16 protein-coding genes and 3 tRNA genes are annotated in these 17068 nt (G+C 57.3%); 10 read left to right on the forward strand and 9 right to left on the reverse strand.

Annotated features, from left to right (window positions below):
- Nucleotides 1–121 precede the first annotated feature (121 nt).
- The 9 genes from ABHR75_RS00760 to rpmH form a co-directional block, all read right to left on the reverse strand.
- A complete protein-coding gene (locus ABHR75_RS00760; protein WP_346963400.1) occupies nucleotides 122–376 on the reverse strand; it encodes a hypothetical protein in 255 nt (84 codons plus the stop codon).
- Nucleotides 366–1220, reverse strand: a complete 855-nt coding sequence (locus ABHR75_RS00765; protein ID WP_195622379.1) for a ParB/RepB/Spo0J family partition protein — start codon at nucleotides 1218–1220, stop codon at nucleotides 366–368. Before ABHR75_RS00765 ends, ABHR75_RS00760 begins: the two co-directional genes overlap by 11 nt.
- Before the next feature lie 43 nt (nucleotides 1221–1263).
- Nucleotides 1264–2064 carry a ParA family protein gene (locus ABHR75_RS00770; RefSeq protein WP_117746861.1) on the reverse strand — a complete coding sequence of 267 codons (801 nt, stop codon included), beginning with the start codon at nucleotides 2062–2064 and terminating at the stop codon, nucleotides 1264–1266.
- A 134-nt stretch (nucleotides 2065–2198) separates the two neighbouring features.
- Entirely contained in the window at nucleotides 2199–2930 is a 732-nt protein-coding gene (gene rsmG / locus ABHR75_RS00775) for a 16S rRNA (guanine(527)-N(7))-methyltransferase RsmG (RefSeq protein WP_346963453.1), read from the reverse strand.
- A 101-nt stretch (nucleotides 2931–3031) separates the two neighbouring features.
- Nucleotides 3032–3601: a Jag family protein gene (locus tag ABHR75_RS00780; RefSeq protein WP_022093802.1), complete on the reverse strand. Its 570-nt coding sequence runs from the start codon at nucleotides 3599–3601 to the stop codon at nucleotides 3032–3034.
- A 45-nt stretch (nucleotides 3602–3646) separates the two neighbouring features.
- The gene (locus ABHR75_RS00785; RefSeq protein ID WP_346963401.1) at nucleotides 3647–4417 is read right to left on the reverse strand and encodes a YidC/Oxa1 family membrane protein insertase; all 771 of its coding nucleotides are present in this window, start codon (nucleotides 4415–4417) and stop codon (nucleotides 3647–3649) included.
- Between the two features lie 29 nt (nucleotides 4418–4446).
- Complete coding sequence (yidD, locus tag ABHR75_RS00790) at nucleotides 4447–4671, reverse strand: membrane protein insertion efficiency factor YidD (RefSeq protein ID WP_022093804.1); 225 nt, start codon at nucleotides 4669–4671, stop codon at nucleotides 4447–4449.
- Nucleotides 4668–5006, reverse strand: a complete 339-nt coding sequence (gene rnpA, locus ABHR75_RS00795) for a ribonuclease P protein component (protein ID WP_006236191.1) — start codon at nucleotides 5004–5006, stop codon at nucleotides 4668–4670. The genes yidD and rnpA overlap by 4 nt, the downstream gene beginning before the upstream one ends.
- A 20-nt stretch (nucleotides 5007–5026) precedes the next feature.
- Nucleotides 5027–5161, reverse strand: coding sequence for a 50S ribosomal protein L34 (rpmH, locus tag ABHR75_RS00800; protein ID WP_019127408.1), 135 nt, complete (start codon nucleotides 5159–5161; stop codon nucleotides 5027–5029).
- Nucleotides 5162–5506: 345 nt separating this feature from the next.
- Here rpmH and ABHR75_RS00805 point away from each other — a divergent pair, with 345 nt between their 5' ends.
- From ABHR75_RS00805 to ABHR75_RS00850, 10 genes are all read left to right on the forward strand, one after another.
- Complete coding sequence (locus tag ABHR75_RS00805; protein WP_346963402.1) at nucleotides 5507–6835, forward strand: ATP-binding protein; 1329 nt, start codon at nucleotides 5507–5509, stop codon at nucleotides 6833–6835.
- Nucleotides 6836–6850: 15 nt separating this feature from the next.
- Nucleotides 6851–8575, forward strand: coding sequence for a DnaA ATPase domain-containing protein (locus tag ABHR75_RS00810; RefSeq protein ID WP_346963403.1), 1725 nt, complete (start codon nucleotides 6851–6853; stop codon nucleotides 8573–8575).
- A gap of 236 nt (nucleotides 8576–8811) precedes the next feature.
- The gene (dnaN, locus tag ABHR75_RS00815) at nucleotides 8812–9915 is read left to right on the forward strand and encodes a DNA polymerase III subunit beta (RefSeq protein ID WP_022094338.1); all 1104 of its coding nucleotides are present in this window, start codon (nucleotides 8812–8814) and stop codon (nucleotides 9913–9915) included.
- A 9-nt stretch (nucleotides 9916–9924) separates the two neighbouring features.
- Entirely contained in the window at nucleotides 9925–11031 is a 1107-nt protein-coding gene (gene recF / locus ABHR75_RS00820; RefSeq protein ID WP_346963404.1) for a DNA replication/repair protein RecF, read from the forward strand.
- Entirely contained in the window at nucleotides 11018–11581 is a 564-nt protein-coding gene (locus ABHR75_RS00825) for a DciA family protein (RefSeq protein ID WP_346963405.1), read from the forward strand. Before recF ends, ABHR75_RS00825 begins: the two co-directional genes overlap by 14 nt.
- 105 nt (nucleotides 11582–11686) lie before the next feature.
- On the forward strand, nucleotides 11687–13717 hold the full coding sequence (gene gyrB, locus ABHR75_RS00830) for a DNA topoisomerase (ATP-hydrolyzing) subunit B (RefSeq protein ID WP_346963406.1): 2031 nt from the start codon (nucleotides 11687–11689) through the stop codon (nucleotides 13715–13717).
- A 41-nt stretch (nucleotides 13718–13758) separates the two neighbouring features.
- On the forward strand, nucleotides 13759–16470 hold the full coding sequence (gene gyrA, locus ABHR75_RS00835; RefSeq protein WP_346963454.1) for a DNA gyrase subunit A: 2712 nt from the start codon (nucleotides 13759–13761) through the stop codon (nucleotides 16468–16470).
- 300 nt (nucleotides 16471–16770) lie between these two features.
- Nucleotides 16771–16847 (forward strand) — tRNA-Ile (locus ABHR75_RS00840).
- Between the two features lie 67 nt (nucleotides 16848–16914).
- Nucleotides 16915–16990 (forward strand) — tRNA-Ala (locus tag ABHR75_RS00845).
- A gap of 4 nt (nucleotides 16991–16994) precedes the next feature.
- Nucleotides 16995–17068, forward strand: a tRNA-Ile gene (locus tag ABHR75_RS00850).

A 17068-nucleotide genomic window follows, 5' to 3' on the forward strand; every position in this document is an offset into this window, starting at 1 on the left:
ATTTATATCCAAAGAACTTAGACACTCAAACTTATTAAACAATTTTGAGTCGAAATAAGGGGTCCTTGTCTTAAGTATCAGACAAGGACCCCTTTAGAATTGCTGAGTAATTGTTAGGTACCTAATAACCAACGTTCTCCCATTGATGATTAACCCAATCCTGATTAATCTTGGGATTCTTAGTTACCTGAGCGGTTCGCATAGCGACATCTTCCGTCATTATATCCATTTTCTTCTTAGATGTGTCGACAATATCCTGCGCTCCACGAAGCAGTCGACCTCGCAACTCCTCGTCTGTCGCGATCTTATATCCGGCAAAGGCACCAGCGGCGACGGTGGTTACCAAAGCAATCGCTGTGAGGAACTTATTCTTCATCCTGATCCTCCTGACCAAATTGAATCATTTCGCCAAGAATGCGGGAAAGCTCTTCTTCGTCTTTGAATTCAATCTCAATCTTATTCTTACCGCGGGAGCTCTTCACTCGCACGTTGGTATTGAAAACCTGACGAAGAACACGAGCAGCCTTCTTAAACGACTGAGGCGTTGCGGGTCTGGGTGTCTTCGGCGTCTCTCCGGCAGAAAACAATGGAGCAAGATTTTCTGTCGCACGTACCGAAAGACCTTCTGCAACCACCTTCTCGGCAAGTCGAATCCGAGCATCTTCGTAGGGAACAGCCAGAATCGCCCTAGCATGGCCAGCGGTAAGCTTTCCTTCAAAAATCATCTGCTGAACAACGTCAGGAAGATCTAGAAGACGGAGGGAATTGGTGATTGCAGAGCGCGACTTACTGACAGCCTTTGACAGGGCTTCCTGCGTCATACCACTTGCATCGATAAGCTGGCGATACCCCTTTGCCTCTTCAACAGGATTCAAATCGGAACGTTGAAGATTCTCGATAAGCGCCAGGGCAAGCATCTCTTCATCATTAACATCTTTAATGATGACGGGCAGTTCTTCAAGACCAGCAAGTTTCGACGCCTGATAACGGCGTTCACCGGCAATGATCTCATAACCGTTACCATGTTTGCGAACCAACAGCGGTTGCAAAACACCGTGTTCCTGAATTGACTCGGACAACTCCCTGAGTTCAGTTTCATTGAAGTGAATACGTGGCTGATTCGGGTTTGGAACGATATCTTCAATCGGAAGCTTCGTTTCTGCTGCAGCATTTGAAGCTGAAGCTGCAGAACCACCGGTCTCATATTCAGCTTCAGACACGAGCGCGTTTAGTCCACGGCCTAATCCACCGCGCTTCTTCACACTAGGCACGCTTGATCACCTCTTTTGCAAGGTTCATATATGCTTTTGCACCCTTATTTTGGGGTGCATAGGTAATTACAGGCTCACCAAAAGACGGAGCTTCGGAGATTTTAACTGTACGAGGAATCAATGTTTTAAATGCTTTGTCGCCAAAGTACGATTGAACCTCCTCAACAACCTGATTCGATAGTGAAGTACGCGAGTCATACATGGTCATAAGCACACCATAGGTGTCTAAGCCCTTGTTAAGACGTGATTTAACCATCTTCATAGACTCAAGCAGCTTCGTAACGCCCTCGAGTGCGTAATACTCGCACTGGATCGGAATCAAAACGCTATCCGCTGCGGTCAAGGCGTTGATAGTAAGCAGGCCGAGCGAAGGAGGACAGTCAATGAAAATAAAATCGAACTCGTCCTGAATCGGCTCAAGCAGATCTTTTAGACGTGTTTCGCGTGCAATTGCACTCACAAGCTCAATTTCTGCGCCTGCAAGCTGAATTGTTGCCGGAATAACGAACACCTTTTTACAGTTCGTATCAAGAACGAGCGATTCTGCAGGCACGTCATTCAACAATGCATCATAAATACAGTGATCAAGGTCTTCTTTTTCGATTCCAAAACCACTCGTGCTATTACCTTGCGGGTCAAAATCGACAATGAGCGTCTTCCGACCTTGTTCACCCAGTGCTGCGGCAAGATTTACAGCCGTCGTCGACTTACCAACACCGCCTTTTTGGTTGATGATTGCAATGATACGCGTGTTTTTTGCGCTCTTGGAACGCTTAACGTCGCGAAATCCCACGGTCCCTCCTGGTGTGTATTAATGCCGTTAAACGGAGGATGTTTCACGTGAAACATTCCGATTTGTTATCAACTACGATGTTTCACGTGAAACATTTTGAGTCGACACTATCCATTATGTTTCACGTGAAACATCTAAGCAAGCGGATTCTTCTTCGCCATGCCATTAGCACGCGGAAGAGTAACGGATGCTGGACGAGACTTCTTAAGAATGATGAACTCACGATGCCCTAAGCCATCAGGCAAATCTAATTCATCGGTGAAAAGCGCTGTAAAGCCGCAGATCTTAGAAGCAGCCTCTCCAGAATCAAGCTCTTCATCTGTGGGATTGCCCTTAGTAATGACAAAGAGTCCACCGTCTTTCAAATAAGGAGAAGCATATTCAACAAGAACCGGGAACGGAGCAAGTGCACGAGCAGTAACAACAGCAAATTGCTTCTTATGAGAACGTGCATATTCTTCTAGACGATCATGAACAGCATGGGCGTGCTTCAGGCCAAGGCTCTTAACAAAAGAGTTAACTGCATCAACTTTCTTACCAACTGAATCGATATAGGTTGCCTTACGGCCACTGGCAATAGTCAGAGGAATACCAGGGAAACCAGCACCAGTACCCATATCAAGCAGCGCACCCTCAGGGGCCTTATTGATATAAGGAAGTAATACAAGTGAGTCCAGAATGTGAAGAACTGCAGCATCGTCAACATTCAGAATGCGCGTAAGATTAGTAGCCTTATTGGTCTCCAATACAAGATCCAGGTGCTGAATACAGGCCCGAAGCTCGTCATCGGAAACCTTCAATGAATAGTCTTTGCAATACGAAGCAAGACGGCTAAGCATCTGGTTTGCTTGCTCATCAGTCAACACAAACAAGACGACTCCTTTCTGACAAAAATCAGTGTATCGAGAACTTTTGACAAAAAAAGGGGACGTGGAAACCACGTCCCCTTAGCATAAGCTCAAGCAGATTATCGAGCAACAATCACTACGTGACGATCGGGGTCAGAGCCCTCAGAATGGGTATCGACCGCATCGTTGCCACGAAGTGCAATATGAACCAGTCGACGCTCATAGGCATTCATAGGCGGAAGCGAAACACTCTTATGAGTGCGAATAGCACGCTCGGCAGCAGACTGAGCCATGGATGCGACCTTGTCTTGACGGCGGCTCTTGTAGCCCTCAACGTCCACCACAACGGGATACCTAAAGCCAAGTTTACGGCTCACCAGAAGCGAGAACATGACCTGAAGGGCATCAAGCGTACGACCGTGACGACCAATGAGAACAGCAAGGTCAGGAGCCGTTACGTCCAGAATCAGCTCGCCCTCATCGCCCTCATACTCATCGATAGGAGAGTTGGCGGCATCGAAGTGCGAAAGGATGGAACGCAGAATAGAAATCGCAACATCGGCAATGGTGTCAAGCTCCTCATCAGTCAGCTCTTCACCAGCCTTGTAGCGCTGTGCAATCTCGGGATAATCGCCCGCAACCTGCGGGGCAACCTCCTCAAGCATATCCTCGATGATCTCTTCAGACATAACGTACTCCAAAAGTTAGGTACCTAAATAAGATTGATATCCCGACTACTTCTTCTTGTGCGGACGCGGCTTCTTCTCGCGGCGCGTGACCTCGACCTGCAGCGGGGCGTTCTTAAGACGCTCCTCCTCATCGGCCTTGGCCTTGTCGATAACCTTCTGCGTCACGAAGATCTGCTGGATAACCTGCCAAGCATAAGATACATCGTAATAGAGCAGGACGCCGACGGGCAGGCTCCAGCCCATCCAGAGCATCATGACGGTCATAACAACGGCCATCATGCGCATACTCTGGGCCTGCTGACCAGTCTGATTGCGAGACATATACAGCTGCGGAATCAGGGTCAGGACGGCAAACAGGATCAGGCAGACCAGCGCAGGCAGTGCAACCATAAAGCCATCGGCAAAGGAAGCGCTCGGCGTCGTGGTCAGGTCGGGCAGAATGTTGAAGAACGAGAACGTGCCCTCGTCAAAGTACTGCGGCAGATTGCGCAGCAACGTGAACAGGGCGAACAGGATAGGCATCTGGATCAGCAGCGGCAGACAACCAGCCATGGGGTTGAACTTGTTCTCGCTGTAGAACTTCTGCATCTCCTCGGCCTGACGCTGGGGATCGTCTGCATAGCGCTCCTGGATCTCGAGCATCTTGGGCTGCAGCACCTGCATGCGGGCCGTCGACTTGGTCGACTTGAGCATAAGCGGCGTCAGCAGCAGACGGATAATGACCACCAGGACGATGATGGACAGGCCCCAGTCGACCGCAAAGGTCTGGATGAGCTTGAGCAGCTCAAAAAGGATGTTAACGATCCAATCCCACATGTAAGTTTTCCTCCGATAGCGAGTGCCCGCTAGGGCACAGGGTCATAACCGCCGACGTGCAGGGGATTGCAGCGAGCGATGCGCCTCACGGCAAGCCAGCAGCCTCTCAAAACACCGTATTTCTCAATCGCCTGAACGGCGTATTGCGAACACGTTGGATAATAAATGCAGGCGTCAGGCAATAAGGGCGAAATAACCTGTTGATATATGCGAATAGGAGCGATGGCAACACGCCGCAAGACGTGATTGCTCATCGCTCCTCCCCGGCAACGCCGGCGCGTTTCATAAGCGAACGCAACGCCTTGTCCATCTCCTGCGGCGAGGAAACCCTCGTCTTGGGAGTTGCGAACAAGATGATGTCATAACCCGCAACGGGAAATCCGCAGCTGCGGGCGGCCTCGCGCATCACACGCTTAGAACGGTTGCGCACGACCGCACAACCGAGCCGTTTAGCACCAACGAAGGCGACCCTTCCGGAGTCGCCTTCGCCAACCGATTCACATATGGTCATTCGAATCAGAGGATGATTGAAACGACGCCCCTGACTGAACACATGCTCGAAATCTTGCCGAGACTTAATAGTCTTCATGCGAGATGTGTGTATCGCTGCTAGACAGTGAGACGCTTGCGGCCCTTGGCGCGACGACGGGCGAGCACGGCACGACCACCCTTAGTGGCCATACGGGCACGGAAGCCATGGGTCTTGGCACGCTTACGCTTATTAGGCTGATACGTACGCTTCATCTTAAGTTCCTCCTGCTGCATTTCGAGTGTCCGCGGGGACGCGGACGCAGATATAGACACGTGAGCTTGAAGATTGTAGGGAAATCAATGTTCAAATGTCAAGAAATCAAAGGTAAAAGGTTGCAAAGAGTACACGGTTCCCCCATAAGCAGATTCGGTATTTGAGACAGTTGGCAACTTTTCACGATATTTCATCGAGTTTTCAACAGGTCATGTTGGCAATGTTGAGAACTTTTCGTCCGATTTCCAAAGTTTTCAACAGGTTTTGAAAAGTTGTCGAAAGATGAGAAACATTGCACGGTGAGCTACTATCTGTTCGAAACCTTTTGAAAGATTGCGAGCGGCATGTCTGACGACTTTTACACCATGGTCGACTCCGGAGATCCGGCACCCGACAACGAGCACATCACCGGCGTACGCGAAGAGCGCGACGAGGACGAACAGACCGCAGTAAAAGCGCCTGCAGCGATGTATGCGGCGCGCATAGCGGTATACGACGACATGCTATCGACCCCGCGCGTGATTGTCATCGAGCCGCAAGACGTCCGCACGTATCTGGAAGAGACGACCAACACCGTCTACCAATGCATGAAGGAACAGGGCGGCCACATCTCGCTCATGGTCATCCGCGAGATTGTCGAAAACTTTATCCACGCCCACTTTGCAGAGCCCATCATCTCGATCCTGGACGGCGGAGACACGATTCGCTTTGCCGATCAGGGGCCGGGCATCGATGACAAGGAACGCGCCTTCGACTTTGGCGTGACCAGCGCAAACAGCAAGATGAAGCGGTATATCCGCGGAACCGGGGCGGGGTTTCCCATGGTACAGGAGTACCTGGAAAAAGCCGGCGGCGCCGTCTCCATCGAAGACAACATGGGCAACGGCACCGTGGTGACCGTGAGCCTGAACCCCAAGCGCGTGCAGGAAATCGAGCGTGCCGGCGGACGCGGTGCCGCCGTGCGCCCCGAGACCGAGCAGACAGTCTATCCCCTGCCGGGAGCTTTTACACAGCCGCCCATGGCACAGATGCAGCAGTCTGGGATGCTCCCCGCGCAGGGGTTCCAGGCGATGTCGATGCCGGTGCCTCCAAACACTCCAGAGGGAATGCCTCCGACAGACCAGGATGTCGCCGTCCAACAATCGACAGGCATGCCGGGCGGCCAGCAAATGGGTTATCAGCCGTACCCGCAAGGGTATCCATATCAACAAGTACCGCAGCAGGGGCACGGGTACGCCCAGCAGTATCCGCAACAGTACCCGCAGGGATACCAGCAGCCGTACCAGCAGATGCCCCAGCAACAGTACAACCCCTGGGCACAGCAGGCACCGGCGCAGCCTTACCAACAGTGGCCGCAAAGTTTTCAACAGCAGATGCCACCCATGCAGAGTTCTCAACAACCAGCAGCTCAAATGATGTATCCTAATGCGGCAAATCAGTATGCACAGCCACAGCCGGACGTGTTCGTAAGCGACCGCGGCAACGCCGCGCTAGGCTATCTGGCGCAAAATCAGGCGTGCGGCGCGACCGATCTGGCGAGGGCGTTTGGAAATTCGGCCCCCACCTGGTCGCGAACGCTCAATGATTTGGCGCAGGCCGGCTTGGTCATCAAGCATGGCCAAAAATACCATCTGACCGAACTCGGCGCAGCTCGCGTGCGAGCTCAGAGCTAAAGGACGGGAGAGACCGTGGACGAGGAAGCAAGCATCATCCTGGGGGATGCCATCGCCTTTTGCCAGCGCGATGGCCAAGATGCACGCCTCATCAACATGTTGGGGCAATCGCGCGCTGTGAGCCTGACCGAAGACACGCTCACGATCGAGGCCCCTTCGCGCTTTGCCATCGCGCAGCTCAAAAAGCATCAACCGACGATCGAGGCCTATCTAGAGGAAATCGCCTTTGCGCCGATCGCACTCGACATCGTGGCACCACAGGGCGCCGCGGCGGATTCCGCTGCCGCGGCGGCTGCGGCCGCTCCCCTGGTAGCGGCCGCAGCCGCCGCAACGGTACCGGTGCCCAGGGCCGGCGATGTTTCCCGTGAAACCATGGGAGAGGTGCAGCAGGCGCCCGCGGCACCGTCGATGCCGGTGACATCAACGCCCGCACCCGTCACGCACATGCCCATCGCCCACGACACGACGCCGGGCGAGGACTCGGGCATTGCGATCAAGAACACGCTTTCGGCCGATGACTTCCGCCGTATGATGAACCAGATGAAGGGCGGCGCTCCGGCAAAGACCACACACGCTGCGGCCCCCGCTTCGCCCACGGCGGCGCCGGCAGCGCCGGCGGAGCAGAACACAGACGGTGCCCCGCTCGCCGCAAACTCAAAATTCACCTTTGAGAACTTTGTCTACGGGCCCGAGAACAGCCACGCCTATCGCTCGGCACTCAAGTTTGCCGCCCTGGCGGACGAGCGCGGCACGTGCACGTCACTGTTCATCTACGGCAAATCGGGGCTGGGTAAAACCCACCTGCTGCTCGCCATCAAAAATGAGCTCGCCGAGAAATCTCCCGAGATCAAGGTCAAGTACGCCAATTCCCAGGCGTACCTGGACGACCTGATGACCGAGTTCGACCGCCAAAAGAAGAGCAACGCTCCCATCATGCAGGCATACCACGGCGTGGACGTGCTCATCATCGACGACATCCAAAACATTATCGGCAAGCGCGCGAGCGTGGACTACTTTTTCCAGCTTATGGACGAGTTCATCCGCAACAACAAAAAGGTCGTGATCGCAGCCGATCGCGCACCCAAAGACTTGAGCATGGACGAACGCCTGACCAGCCGCTTTAATGCCGGCATGCTCTGCTTGGTCGCAGAGCCCAGCTACGAGATGAAATACAAGATCTTGCAGCGCTATTACGAGAACACCATCGCCGCCGCGCCCGAGGCGGGCGACGATTCGCTACTGGCGGCCTACGGGGGCGACGGCGGACACCTGACCGACGAGCACTTTAAGCACATGGCCGAGGTCTCGGGCACCAACATCCGCGAGCTCGAGAGCTTCTGTGAGCGCTGCGCCGGCGAAGCGGGCGACCGCGAACGCGAGGGCGGGGAGCTCACCTTCGATGATATCGACACGATCGCCAGCCAGTACTTCGACACGTCGGCCAAGAAAATCAACGTTCAGACGGTCCAGTCCGTCATCGAGGAGCAGTACGGCGTAACGCACGAGGAGCTCATCGGTCCGCGCCGCAACGCCAATATCGCCAAGGCACGTCACATAGCCATCTATCTGGCGATTGAGATGTGCGAGATGACGACCACGGCGGTGGGCGCCGAATTTGGCAACCGCAACCACTCGACCGTCAGCACGAGCTACAAAAAAGTCCAGAAGATGATCCAAGAAGACAGAACCGTCACCGAGGATCTCAAGTCGCTGCGAGACAAAATTACACTGCGCTCGTAGGGATAGAGACACCTGTTGAAAACTTGTCGAAACCACGGGCATAAAGTGTCTAAAACCCGACCCGCGGTGATGAAAAGTTTTGCGCAGGTTTTGAACGTGGAAAACGACCCCTGTTGCACACAGGCTACTGTCGATTCTCTTTCTGGGTCTGACCTGCGTCTTTGCGAGTAATCAACAGTTTCGTCAGTGCTATTACTATTATTAAGATATTTATATCTATAGAAAGGTATTAAAAGATGAAGTTCACCGTCAGCCAGAGCTCGCTTACACAAGCTATCGGCGTCGTCATGAAGGGAGTCGCTTCGGCATCCACCCTTCCCATCCTTTCGGGCGTACTCGTTAAGGCGCAGGACGGCATCTTGGAATTCCAGACCTCTAACTACACCATCTCGATTCGTCACCGCATCGCGGCACATGTCGAAGAAGAGGGTGAGATGGTTATCCCCTGCAAGATGCTCTCCAACATTACCAAGACTCTCCCCGACGCTCCGGTCACCTTTGAGCTGTCTGAGCGCCAGGTGCTGATTGGTTGCGAGAAGAGCTCTTTTCGCCTGAACACGCTCGATGCCAATGACTTCCCCGAGTTTCCGGCCTATGCCATCGAGAGCGCCGTGGAACTGCCGACCGATATCTTGTCCGAGATGGTCGGCCGCGTGTGGCGCGTCACCTCGACCGACAAGGCCCGCCCCATCCTGGGTGGCGTGCACATGAAGGTCGAGAACAACACCGTGCGCCTGGTGGCGACCGATTCCTTCCGTTTGGCCGTGTGCGATACGCAGGTCGAGACCTCGACCCTCGAAGGCTCCTTTGAGCTCAACGTTCCGGCTGACGCCTTTAACGACGCACTGAACATCATGGCCAGCCAGGCGACCATCATGATCGGGGCTACCGACACCCAGGTCGTCTTCGAGGCCGGCAACACCACCTACGTGTCGCGCCGCATCGAGGGCGTGTACCCCAACTACAAGCAGCTCATCCCCGATTCGTGCGTGACGAGCGTCAAGATCGACGTCGCCGCCTTTAACGCCGCCCTCAAGCGCGTGGCCGTTATCGCGAGCGCCAACCCCGCCGTCAAGTTCGAGATCGATGTCGAGAACGGGCAGATGGGCCTGTCCTCCATCTCCAATGACCAGGACCTTGCGCAGGAGACGATCGATGTCGAGGCCGAGGGCGAGTCGGGCACCATCGCCTTCAACTACCACTACATCTTCGGCTGCCTCAATGCCCTATCCAAGGAGAAGGAGATCACGCTGGAGCTCAAGAGCTACTCGCAGGCGGGCATCTTCAAGTCCTACGACAAGATCAACTACCTGTACCTGGTCATGCCGGTCCGCATCTAGCGTTGCGCCATGACCATGTTCGCCCGCGATCTTTCCGTCGCGCACTACCGCAGCTTCGATAGCTATCGCCTTGCCCTGGACGAGGGCGTGACGATACTTGCGGGACCCAACGCGGCGGGAAAGACCAATCTTATAGAGGCGCTGCAGCTGCTGACGAGCGGCGCCTCGTTTAGGCATCCGACCGCCGCCGAGCTCGTCCATGACGGCGCGGGCTCGTGCAAGGTCGAGCTGAGGCTCGAGGGCGACGGCCGCGTGCTTGATATGGGATTGAGCGCGGAGGACGGTAAGCGCTCGTTTAGCCGCAACGGCAAGAGATGCTCTGCCGCCGGTGTGCGCGGGGTCCTGCCGAGCGTGCTGTTTTGCCCCGACCATCTGGACATGGTTAAGCGAGGCGCCAGTGTGCGCCGTGCCGCCCTCGATGACTTTGGCATGCAACTGAGCGCACGCTATGCCGATCTTGCGAGCACCTATGGGCGCTGCGTGACCCAGCGTAACGCCTTGCTCAAGGAGGCCTGGTGCTGCCGCGAGATGCTCGGCGCGTGGAACGATTCGATTGCCCGCGCGGGCTCGGCCCTGCTCGTGCACCGGTTGGCCCTGCTCGACCGGCTGGCGGGCCATGTGCACACTGCCTACGGGCAAGTGGCGTCCGGCGAGGCCGCCAACGTGACCTATACGTCCACGCTGGGGGATTTGCCCCAGGTCGAGGATCGCGAAGAGCTGAAGGGCTGGGCGTACGAGCGCATGCTGGCTGCCCTTGATGAGCACGCCGACGAGGAAATTCGCCGCGGCGTGACGTTGGTGGGACCGCATCGCGATGAGATTGAGTTTGCCGTGGCGGGTCGATCCGCCCGTTCATTTGCCAGCCAAGGTCAGCAGCGGACGTTGGTTCTGGCCTGGAAGGTGGCGGAGGTGGCCGTGGCTCGCGATGTCCTGGGCACCGCCCCACTGCTGCTTTTGGACGACGTGATGAGCGAGCTCGACGGCGAGCGTCGCGGCGCTTTTCTGCGGCTGATCGGCGATGATATCCAGACGGTCATAACCACGACCAACCTGGGGTATTTTACCGATGACCTGCTTGATCGATCCAAGGTGGTGAGCATGGGTGAGACGTGCTAATTACGAGCGCGAGAGCGAAACGGTCGCCTTCAGTGGGTTTTTAAACGCAGAGCGCCAGCGCATCCTGGCGGCTGCAACACCTGAGCGCCGCGCGCAGATGGAGGCTGCCGAGGAGTCGCGCGCGGTCTATCGCGCGTGGAACGCGGTGTGCTCGGGCACGCGCGAGGGGCGGCATGTGACGGGCCTGCGCTACCTGCCCGAGTCCAATGAGCTGCTGGTATATCTCGATTCGCCCTCGTGGACGCAGGAAATGACGCTGTTGCGCGAGATCATCCGCGCGCGCATGGAGCGCGCCGGTGCGCATGTGGACGGCCTGGTGTTCAAAACCACCGCGCCCGGTCACACGCCGCCCGCCGCCAAGGAGCGCCTGCGTCCGGCGACGACCGAGCGCCCGCCGGCTCCGCACGCCGACCTAAGTGAGGCCGAGCGCACCGAGATTGAGCGCCAAGTGGCGCCCATCGAAGACCAAAAACTGCGCGAGGCCCTCGAGAATGCCATGAGAGCCAGTGCCGAGTGGGCCAAGGGCGTGCAAAGCAAAAAAGAGCCTTAAATCGCATCTGGTGGCCTTGTAGAGCCAAATACCCTCGTTCCCGAGGGTATTTTTTTACGATAAACTAGTAAGGCTGTACACATTTTCTTGACTGAAGGAGGACGTGTGGCAAACGAAAACGATTACGATGGCGGCGAGATTAAGATTCTCGAAGGTCTCGAGGCCGTTCGTAAGCGCCCGGGCATGTACATTGGCTCGACGAGCGCCAGCGGTCTTCATCACCTGGTGTGGGAGATCGTTGACAACTCCGTCGACGAGGCCATGGCCGGTTTCTGCACCGAGATCCAGGTGACGGTCCACGCCGACAACTCCATCACGGTCGTCGATAACGGGCGCGGTATCCCCGTCGACGAGCATCCCATCAAAAAGATCCCGACGCTCGAGGTCGTCATGACGATCCTGCACGCCGGCGGTAAGTTCGATAACTCGGCCTACAAGGTCTCGGGCGGCCTGCACGGCGTGGGCATCTCCGTCGTCAACGCCCTGTCCAAGCGTGTGGTCGTACGGGTATGCCGCGATGGCAACATCTACGAGATGGAGTTTTCGCGCGGCAAGACCGTCAAGAAGATGGAGGTCGTGGGCACTTCGGAGACGACGGGTACCACTGTCAGCTTCTGGCCCGACGACGAGATCTTCGAGACCTGCATCTACGATTTCGACACGCTGCACAACCGTCTGCAGGAGACGGCATTCCTCAACAAGAACCTCAAGATCGTGCTGACCGACGAGCGCGAGGCGACTCCCCATGTGGAGGAGTTTTGCTACGCCGGCGGCATTATCGACTTCGTTAAGTTCCTCAATGAGGGCAAGGATGTCCCCGAGGCCTTTAAGGAACCCATCTATATTGAGGGCAAATCGGATCCGGATGCGCCCGTGACCAAGATGGGCGAGGTCGAGGTGTCCTTGCAGTGGAATAGCGGCTACGGTGAGAACGTCATGTCGTTTGCCAACGACATCTACACCCCCGAGGGCGGCATGCACCTCGAGGGCTTCCGTACCGCACTCACCCGCGTGATTAACGATTACGCTCGCAAGCAGAACCTGCTCAAGGAAAAAGACGCCAACCTGACCGGCGACGATGTGCGCGAGGGCCTGTCGGCCGTTATCTCGGTCAAACTGCCCGATCCGCAGTTTGAGGGCCAGACCAAGGCCAAGCTCGGCAGCTCCTATATGCGCGCGCTGACGCTCAAGATCGTGACCGACGGGCTTGTCGATTACCTCGAGGAGCATCCCAAGCCCGCTCGCGAGATCGTCAAGAAGGCCCAACAGGCCTGCAAGGCGCGCAACGCCGCCCGCAAGGCGCGCGAGGCGACCCGCCGCAAGAGCCTGCTCGAGACGGCGTCGCTGCCCGGCAAGCTCGCCGACTGTTCGGTGCGCGACGCCGAGTTGACTGAGCTCTTTATCGTAGAGGGCGACTCGGCAGGCGGCTCGGCCAAGGATGGCCGTCGCCGAGACATCCAGGCGATCCTACCCCTGCGCGGCAAGATTTTGAACGTCGAGCGCGTGGGCGATCATCGTGCGTTCTCGAGCGACACCATCCAGTCACTCATCACCGCGATCGGCTGCGGCGTCACGACGAGCGCCGGCGACGGCGGCGACTTTGACATCACCAAGGCGCGCTACCACAAGATCATCATCATGACCGATGCAGACGTCGACGGTGCGCACATCCGCATCCTGCTGCTGACGTTTTTTTACAAGTACATGCGCCCGCTGATTGACGCCGGCTACGTGTACGTCGCGTGCCCGCCCATCTTTGGCATCAAGGTGCGCAACAAGATTCACTACGTGTATCCCAACGGCCGCCAGCCCGAAGACGAGATCCTGCGCGACACCATCCAGAGCCTGGGACTGAACCCCGACGACAACGACGAGGACGGCAAGGCCAAGGATGGCAAGATCACCAAGAAACGCAAGGGCTACACCGTCCAGCGCTACAAGGGCCTGGGCGAGATGGATCCCAAGCAGCTTGCCTCGACGACGATGGACCCCAAGACCCGCATCCTACAGCGCGTGACGATCGAGGACGCCGTGGTGGCGGACCGCGCCGTGCGCGAGCTCATGGGTTCCGAGGTCGGCTATCGCCGCGAGTACATTGAAAAACACGCGCATGATGCACGATTCCTTGATGCTTAAGAGGAGGTAACGTGGCAGACGATATCAACAATAACGAGGGTATGGACGAGGCCAGCGACGCCGGCATGCCCGACGATCTGAAGCGCCTGCTCGCCCGCGCCGAGCAGGGCGAGGACGGCGATCCGGATGCCTATAACCCCGATGCCGATGATGATGAGGAAGAGGATGACGACGGTGAGCTCGAGGAGAGCTTTGGCGAAGTCGATCGTGGTGCCTCGGCCGGCGAGGATATAAACGGCGGCCAGCTCCAGATTTCAGAGTTCGGCCGCGAGATGAAGCAGTCGTTCATCGAGTACTCGATGTCGGTCATCACGGCGCGCGCCCTGCCGGACGTGCGCGATGGCTTAAAGCCGGTGCACCGTCGCATCCTGTACGCAATGAACGAGAGCGGCATCTACCCCAACCGTCCGCACAAGAAGTCGGCCTGGACGGTCGGCGAAGTTATCGGTAAGTACCATCCGCACGGCGACTTCGCGGTCTATGAGGCCATGGTCCGCCTGGCGCAGTGGTTCTCCATGCGCACGCCGCTCATTGACGGTCACGGCAACTTCGGCAACATCGACGGCGACGGCGCCGCCGCCATGCGTTACACCGAGAGCCGCCTGGCGAAGCCCGCCATGGAGCTCTTGCGTGACCTGCAGAAGGACACCGTCGACTGGCAGCCCAACTACGACGAGTCGCTCGCCGAGCCCCAGGCGCTGCCTGCGCGCTTCCCCAACCTGCTGGTCAACGGCAGCCAGGGTATCGCCGTCGGCATGGCCACCAACATCGCCCCGCACAACCTCACCGAGGCGATCGAGGCCACCTGCTACCTGATCGACAACCCCGACGCCACCGTCGACGAGCTCATGCAGATCATGCCCGGTCCGGACTTCCCCACCGGTGCCATCATCATGGGTAGCGCCGGCATTAGGCAGAGCTACGAGACCGGCCGCGGCTCCATTACCGTGCGCGCCAAGGCCCACGTGGAATCCACCAAGACCGGCCGCAGCCGCCTGGTCTTTACCGAGATTCCCTACATGGTCAACAAGGGCACCCTGCAGGAGAAAATCGCCCAGCTCGTCAATGACAAGCGCATCGAGGGTATCTCGGATATGCGCGATGAATCCAACCAGAAGGGTATCCGTCTGGTCATCGAGCTCAAGAAGGGCGTCATCCCGCAGGTCGTGCTTAACAACCTGTACAAGTATACCTCGCTGCAGACGACCTTTGGTGCCAACAACCTGGCGCTTGTCAACGGCGTTCCAAAATGCCTGAGCCTGCGCGAGATGCTGCAGCACTACATCGACCACCAGGTCGACGTCGTCACCCGCCGCACCCGCTTTGACCTCAAGAAGGCCCAGGCGCGTGCCCATATCCTCGAGGGCTACCTGATGGCTCTCGACCATATCGACGAGGTCATCAGCATCATCCGCTCCTCGCAGACCGATTCCGAGGCCAGCAGTCGCCTGATCGAGCGCTTTGGCTTTACGCCCGAGCAGACTACGGCCATCCTCGAGATGAAGCTCCGCCGCCTGACCGGCCTGGAGCGCGACAAGATTCAGGAAGAGCTGGACGGCTTGCGCCGTGCTATCGCCTACTACGAGGACCTGTTGGCGCACGAGGAGAAAATCCTGGGCGTCATCAAGGAAGAGATGCGCGAGATTTCCAAGAAGTTCGGCGACAAGCGCCGCACCGAGATCAGCCATGTCGAGAAGGACCTGGACGTCGAAGATCTGATTGCCGACGAGGACATGGTCGTGACCATCACCCACACCGGCTACGTCAAGCGCATCCCGGTGGCCGCCTATCGCGCCCAAAAGCGTGGCGGCAAGGGCGTGTCGGGCGTCAACCTTAAAGAGGACGACGTTATCGACGAGATGTTTATCGCATCCACACACGAGTACGTGCTGTTCTTCTCGAGCAAGGGCAAGGTCTATCGCCTGAAGGTGCACGAGCTGCCGGTTGGCACGCGCCAGGCGCGCGGCACCGCGATCGTCAACCTGCTGCCTTTCGAGGAGGGCGAGAAGATCGCGAGCGTCATCAGCTGCCGCGAGTTCCCCGCCGACGAGTACCTGATGTTTGCCACCAAGAGTGGCATGGTCAAGAAGACCGTGATGAGCGCCTACGACCGTAGCCGCCGCGACGGCCTGATCGCCATCAACCTGAGGGACGACGACGCGCTGCTCGCTGTGCGTCGCGTGCGCGAGGGTGACAAGATCATCATGGCAACCACCGCGGGCAAGGCGATTATGTTCCCCGAGGACCAGGTGCGCGCCACTGGTCGCGATACCAGCGGTGTCCGCGGCATTGGCATGAAGGAAGGCGTGAGCGTTCTTGGTATGGAGATTACCAACGGTAACGGCGACCTGTTTGTCATTACCGAGCGCGGTTACGGCAAACGCACGCCGGTCTCGGATTACCCGGAGCAGAACCGCGGCGGTCAGGGTGTCTACACCATCCAGATGACCGAGCGCAAGGGCAACCTCGCCGCCATGAAGACGGTGGGCCCGCAGCATGAGCTGTTCATCGTGACGGAGGGCGCGACGGTCATTCGCGTCAAGACCGACGAGATCAGCCAAACCGGTCGCGCCACCCAGGGCGTCAAGATGATGGCCGTCGACGACAACGACCGCATCTGCGCCGTAGCCCGCATGACGGCCGCCAAGGAAAAGCTCGAAGGCGAAGATGCCGAGGCTGCAGCCGACGCCGAAGAGGCCCCAGTCGACCTAGGCGACGGCAACGACATGCCAGAAGATCTCCTCGACGAGTAAGAGACTCTAGCTGGTTAAAATTATCAGACCCCATATATCGGCGGTCGGCGCACTGCGCGTCGACCGCTTTTTTGAAAACCTTTGAACCCCACGTCGGCCCCGGCTGCCCGGCGGCATGCGAAGTCGATCGCGAGTTCCGCACGAGCCGGAGAGCACTTAATGTGCTCTCCGTGCGAGCAGGACTGTCTGAGCAGGCGACTTCGCATGCCGCCGGGCAGCCGGGGCCGACACCCTCCAAAGTTTTTCAAAAAAGTTGTTGACGCGCGCGTAACGACTCGTCTAATATATCCCTTGCGCGATGGACCTGTAGCTCAGTTGGTTAGAGCGTCCGGCTGATAACCGGGAGGTCACAAGTTCGAATCTTGTCAGGTCCACCACTTTCTTTCGCAATAAACACCCCAGCGAGAGCCGAGTCGCCGCTGGGGTGTTTATTACTTTCTCCGTGGGGGTTTAGCTCAGCTGGGAGAGCGCGGGCTTTGCAAGCCTGAGGTCAGGGGTTCGATCCCCCTAACCTCCACCATGATGGACCTGTAGCTCAGTTGGTTAGAGCGTCCGGCTGATAACCGGGAGGTCACAAGTTCGAATCTTGTCAGGTCCA

The sequence above is a fragment of the Collinsella aerofaciens genome (assembly GCF_039752955.1).
GTDB lineage: Bacteria > Actinomycetota > Coriobacteriia > Coriobacteriales > Coriobacteriaceae > Collinsella > Collinsella aerofaciens_BI.

Excerpts from the sequence above, each read along its gene's own strand:
- ABHR75_RS00760 (WP_346963400.1), bottom strand. The coding sequence starts at position 376 with ATGAAGAATAAGTTCCTCACAGCGATTGCTTTGGTAACCACCGTCGCC.
- ABHR75_RS00780 (WP_022093802.1), bottom strand. The coding sequence starts at position 3,601 with ATGTCTGAAGAGATCATCGAGGATATGCTTGAGGAGGTTGCCCCGCAG.
- ABHR75_RS00785 (WP_346963401.1), bottom strand. The coding sequence starts at position 4,417 with ATGTGGGATTGGATCGTTAACATCCTTTTTGAGCTGCTCAAGCTCATC.
- yidD (WP_022093804.1), bottom strand. The coding sequence starts at position 4,671 with ATGAGCAATCACGTCTTGCGGCGTGTTGCCATCGCTCCTATTCGCATA.
- rnpA (WP_006236191.1), bottom strand. The coding sequence starts at position 5,006 with ATGAAGACTATTAAGTCTCGGCAAGATTTCGAGCATGTGTTCAGTCAG.
- rpmH (WP_019127408.1), bottom strand. The coding sequence starts at position 5,161 with ATGAAGCGTACGTATCAGCCTAATAAGCGTAAGCGTGCCAAGACCCAT.
- ABHR75_RS00805 (WP_346963402.1), top strand. The coding sequence starts at position 5,507 with ATGTCTGACGACTTTTACACCATGGTCGACTCCGGAGATCCGGCACCC.
- dnaN (WP_022094338.1), top strand. The coding sequence starts at position 8,812 with ATGAAGTTCACCGTCAGCCAGAGCTCGCTTACACAAGCTATCGGCGTC.
- recF (WP_346963404.1), top strand. The coding sequence starts at position 9,925 with ATGACCATGTTCGCCCGCGATCTTTCCGTCGCGCACTACCGCAGCTTC.
- gyrA (WP_346963454.1), top strand. The coding sequence starts at position 13,759 with ATGGACGAGGCCAGCGACGCCGGCATGCCCGACGATCTGAAGCGCCTG.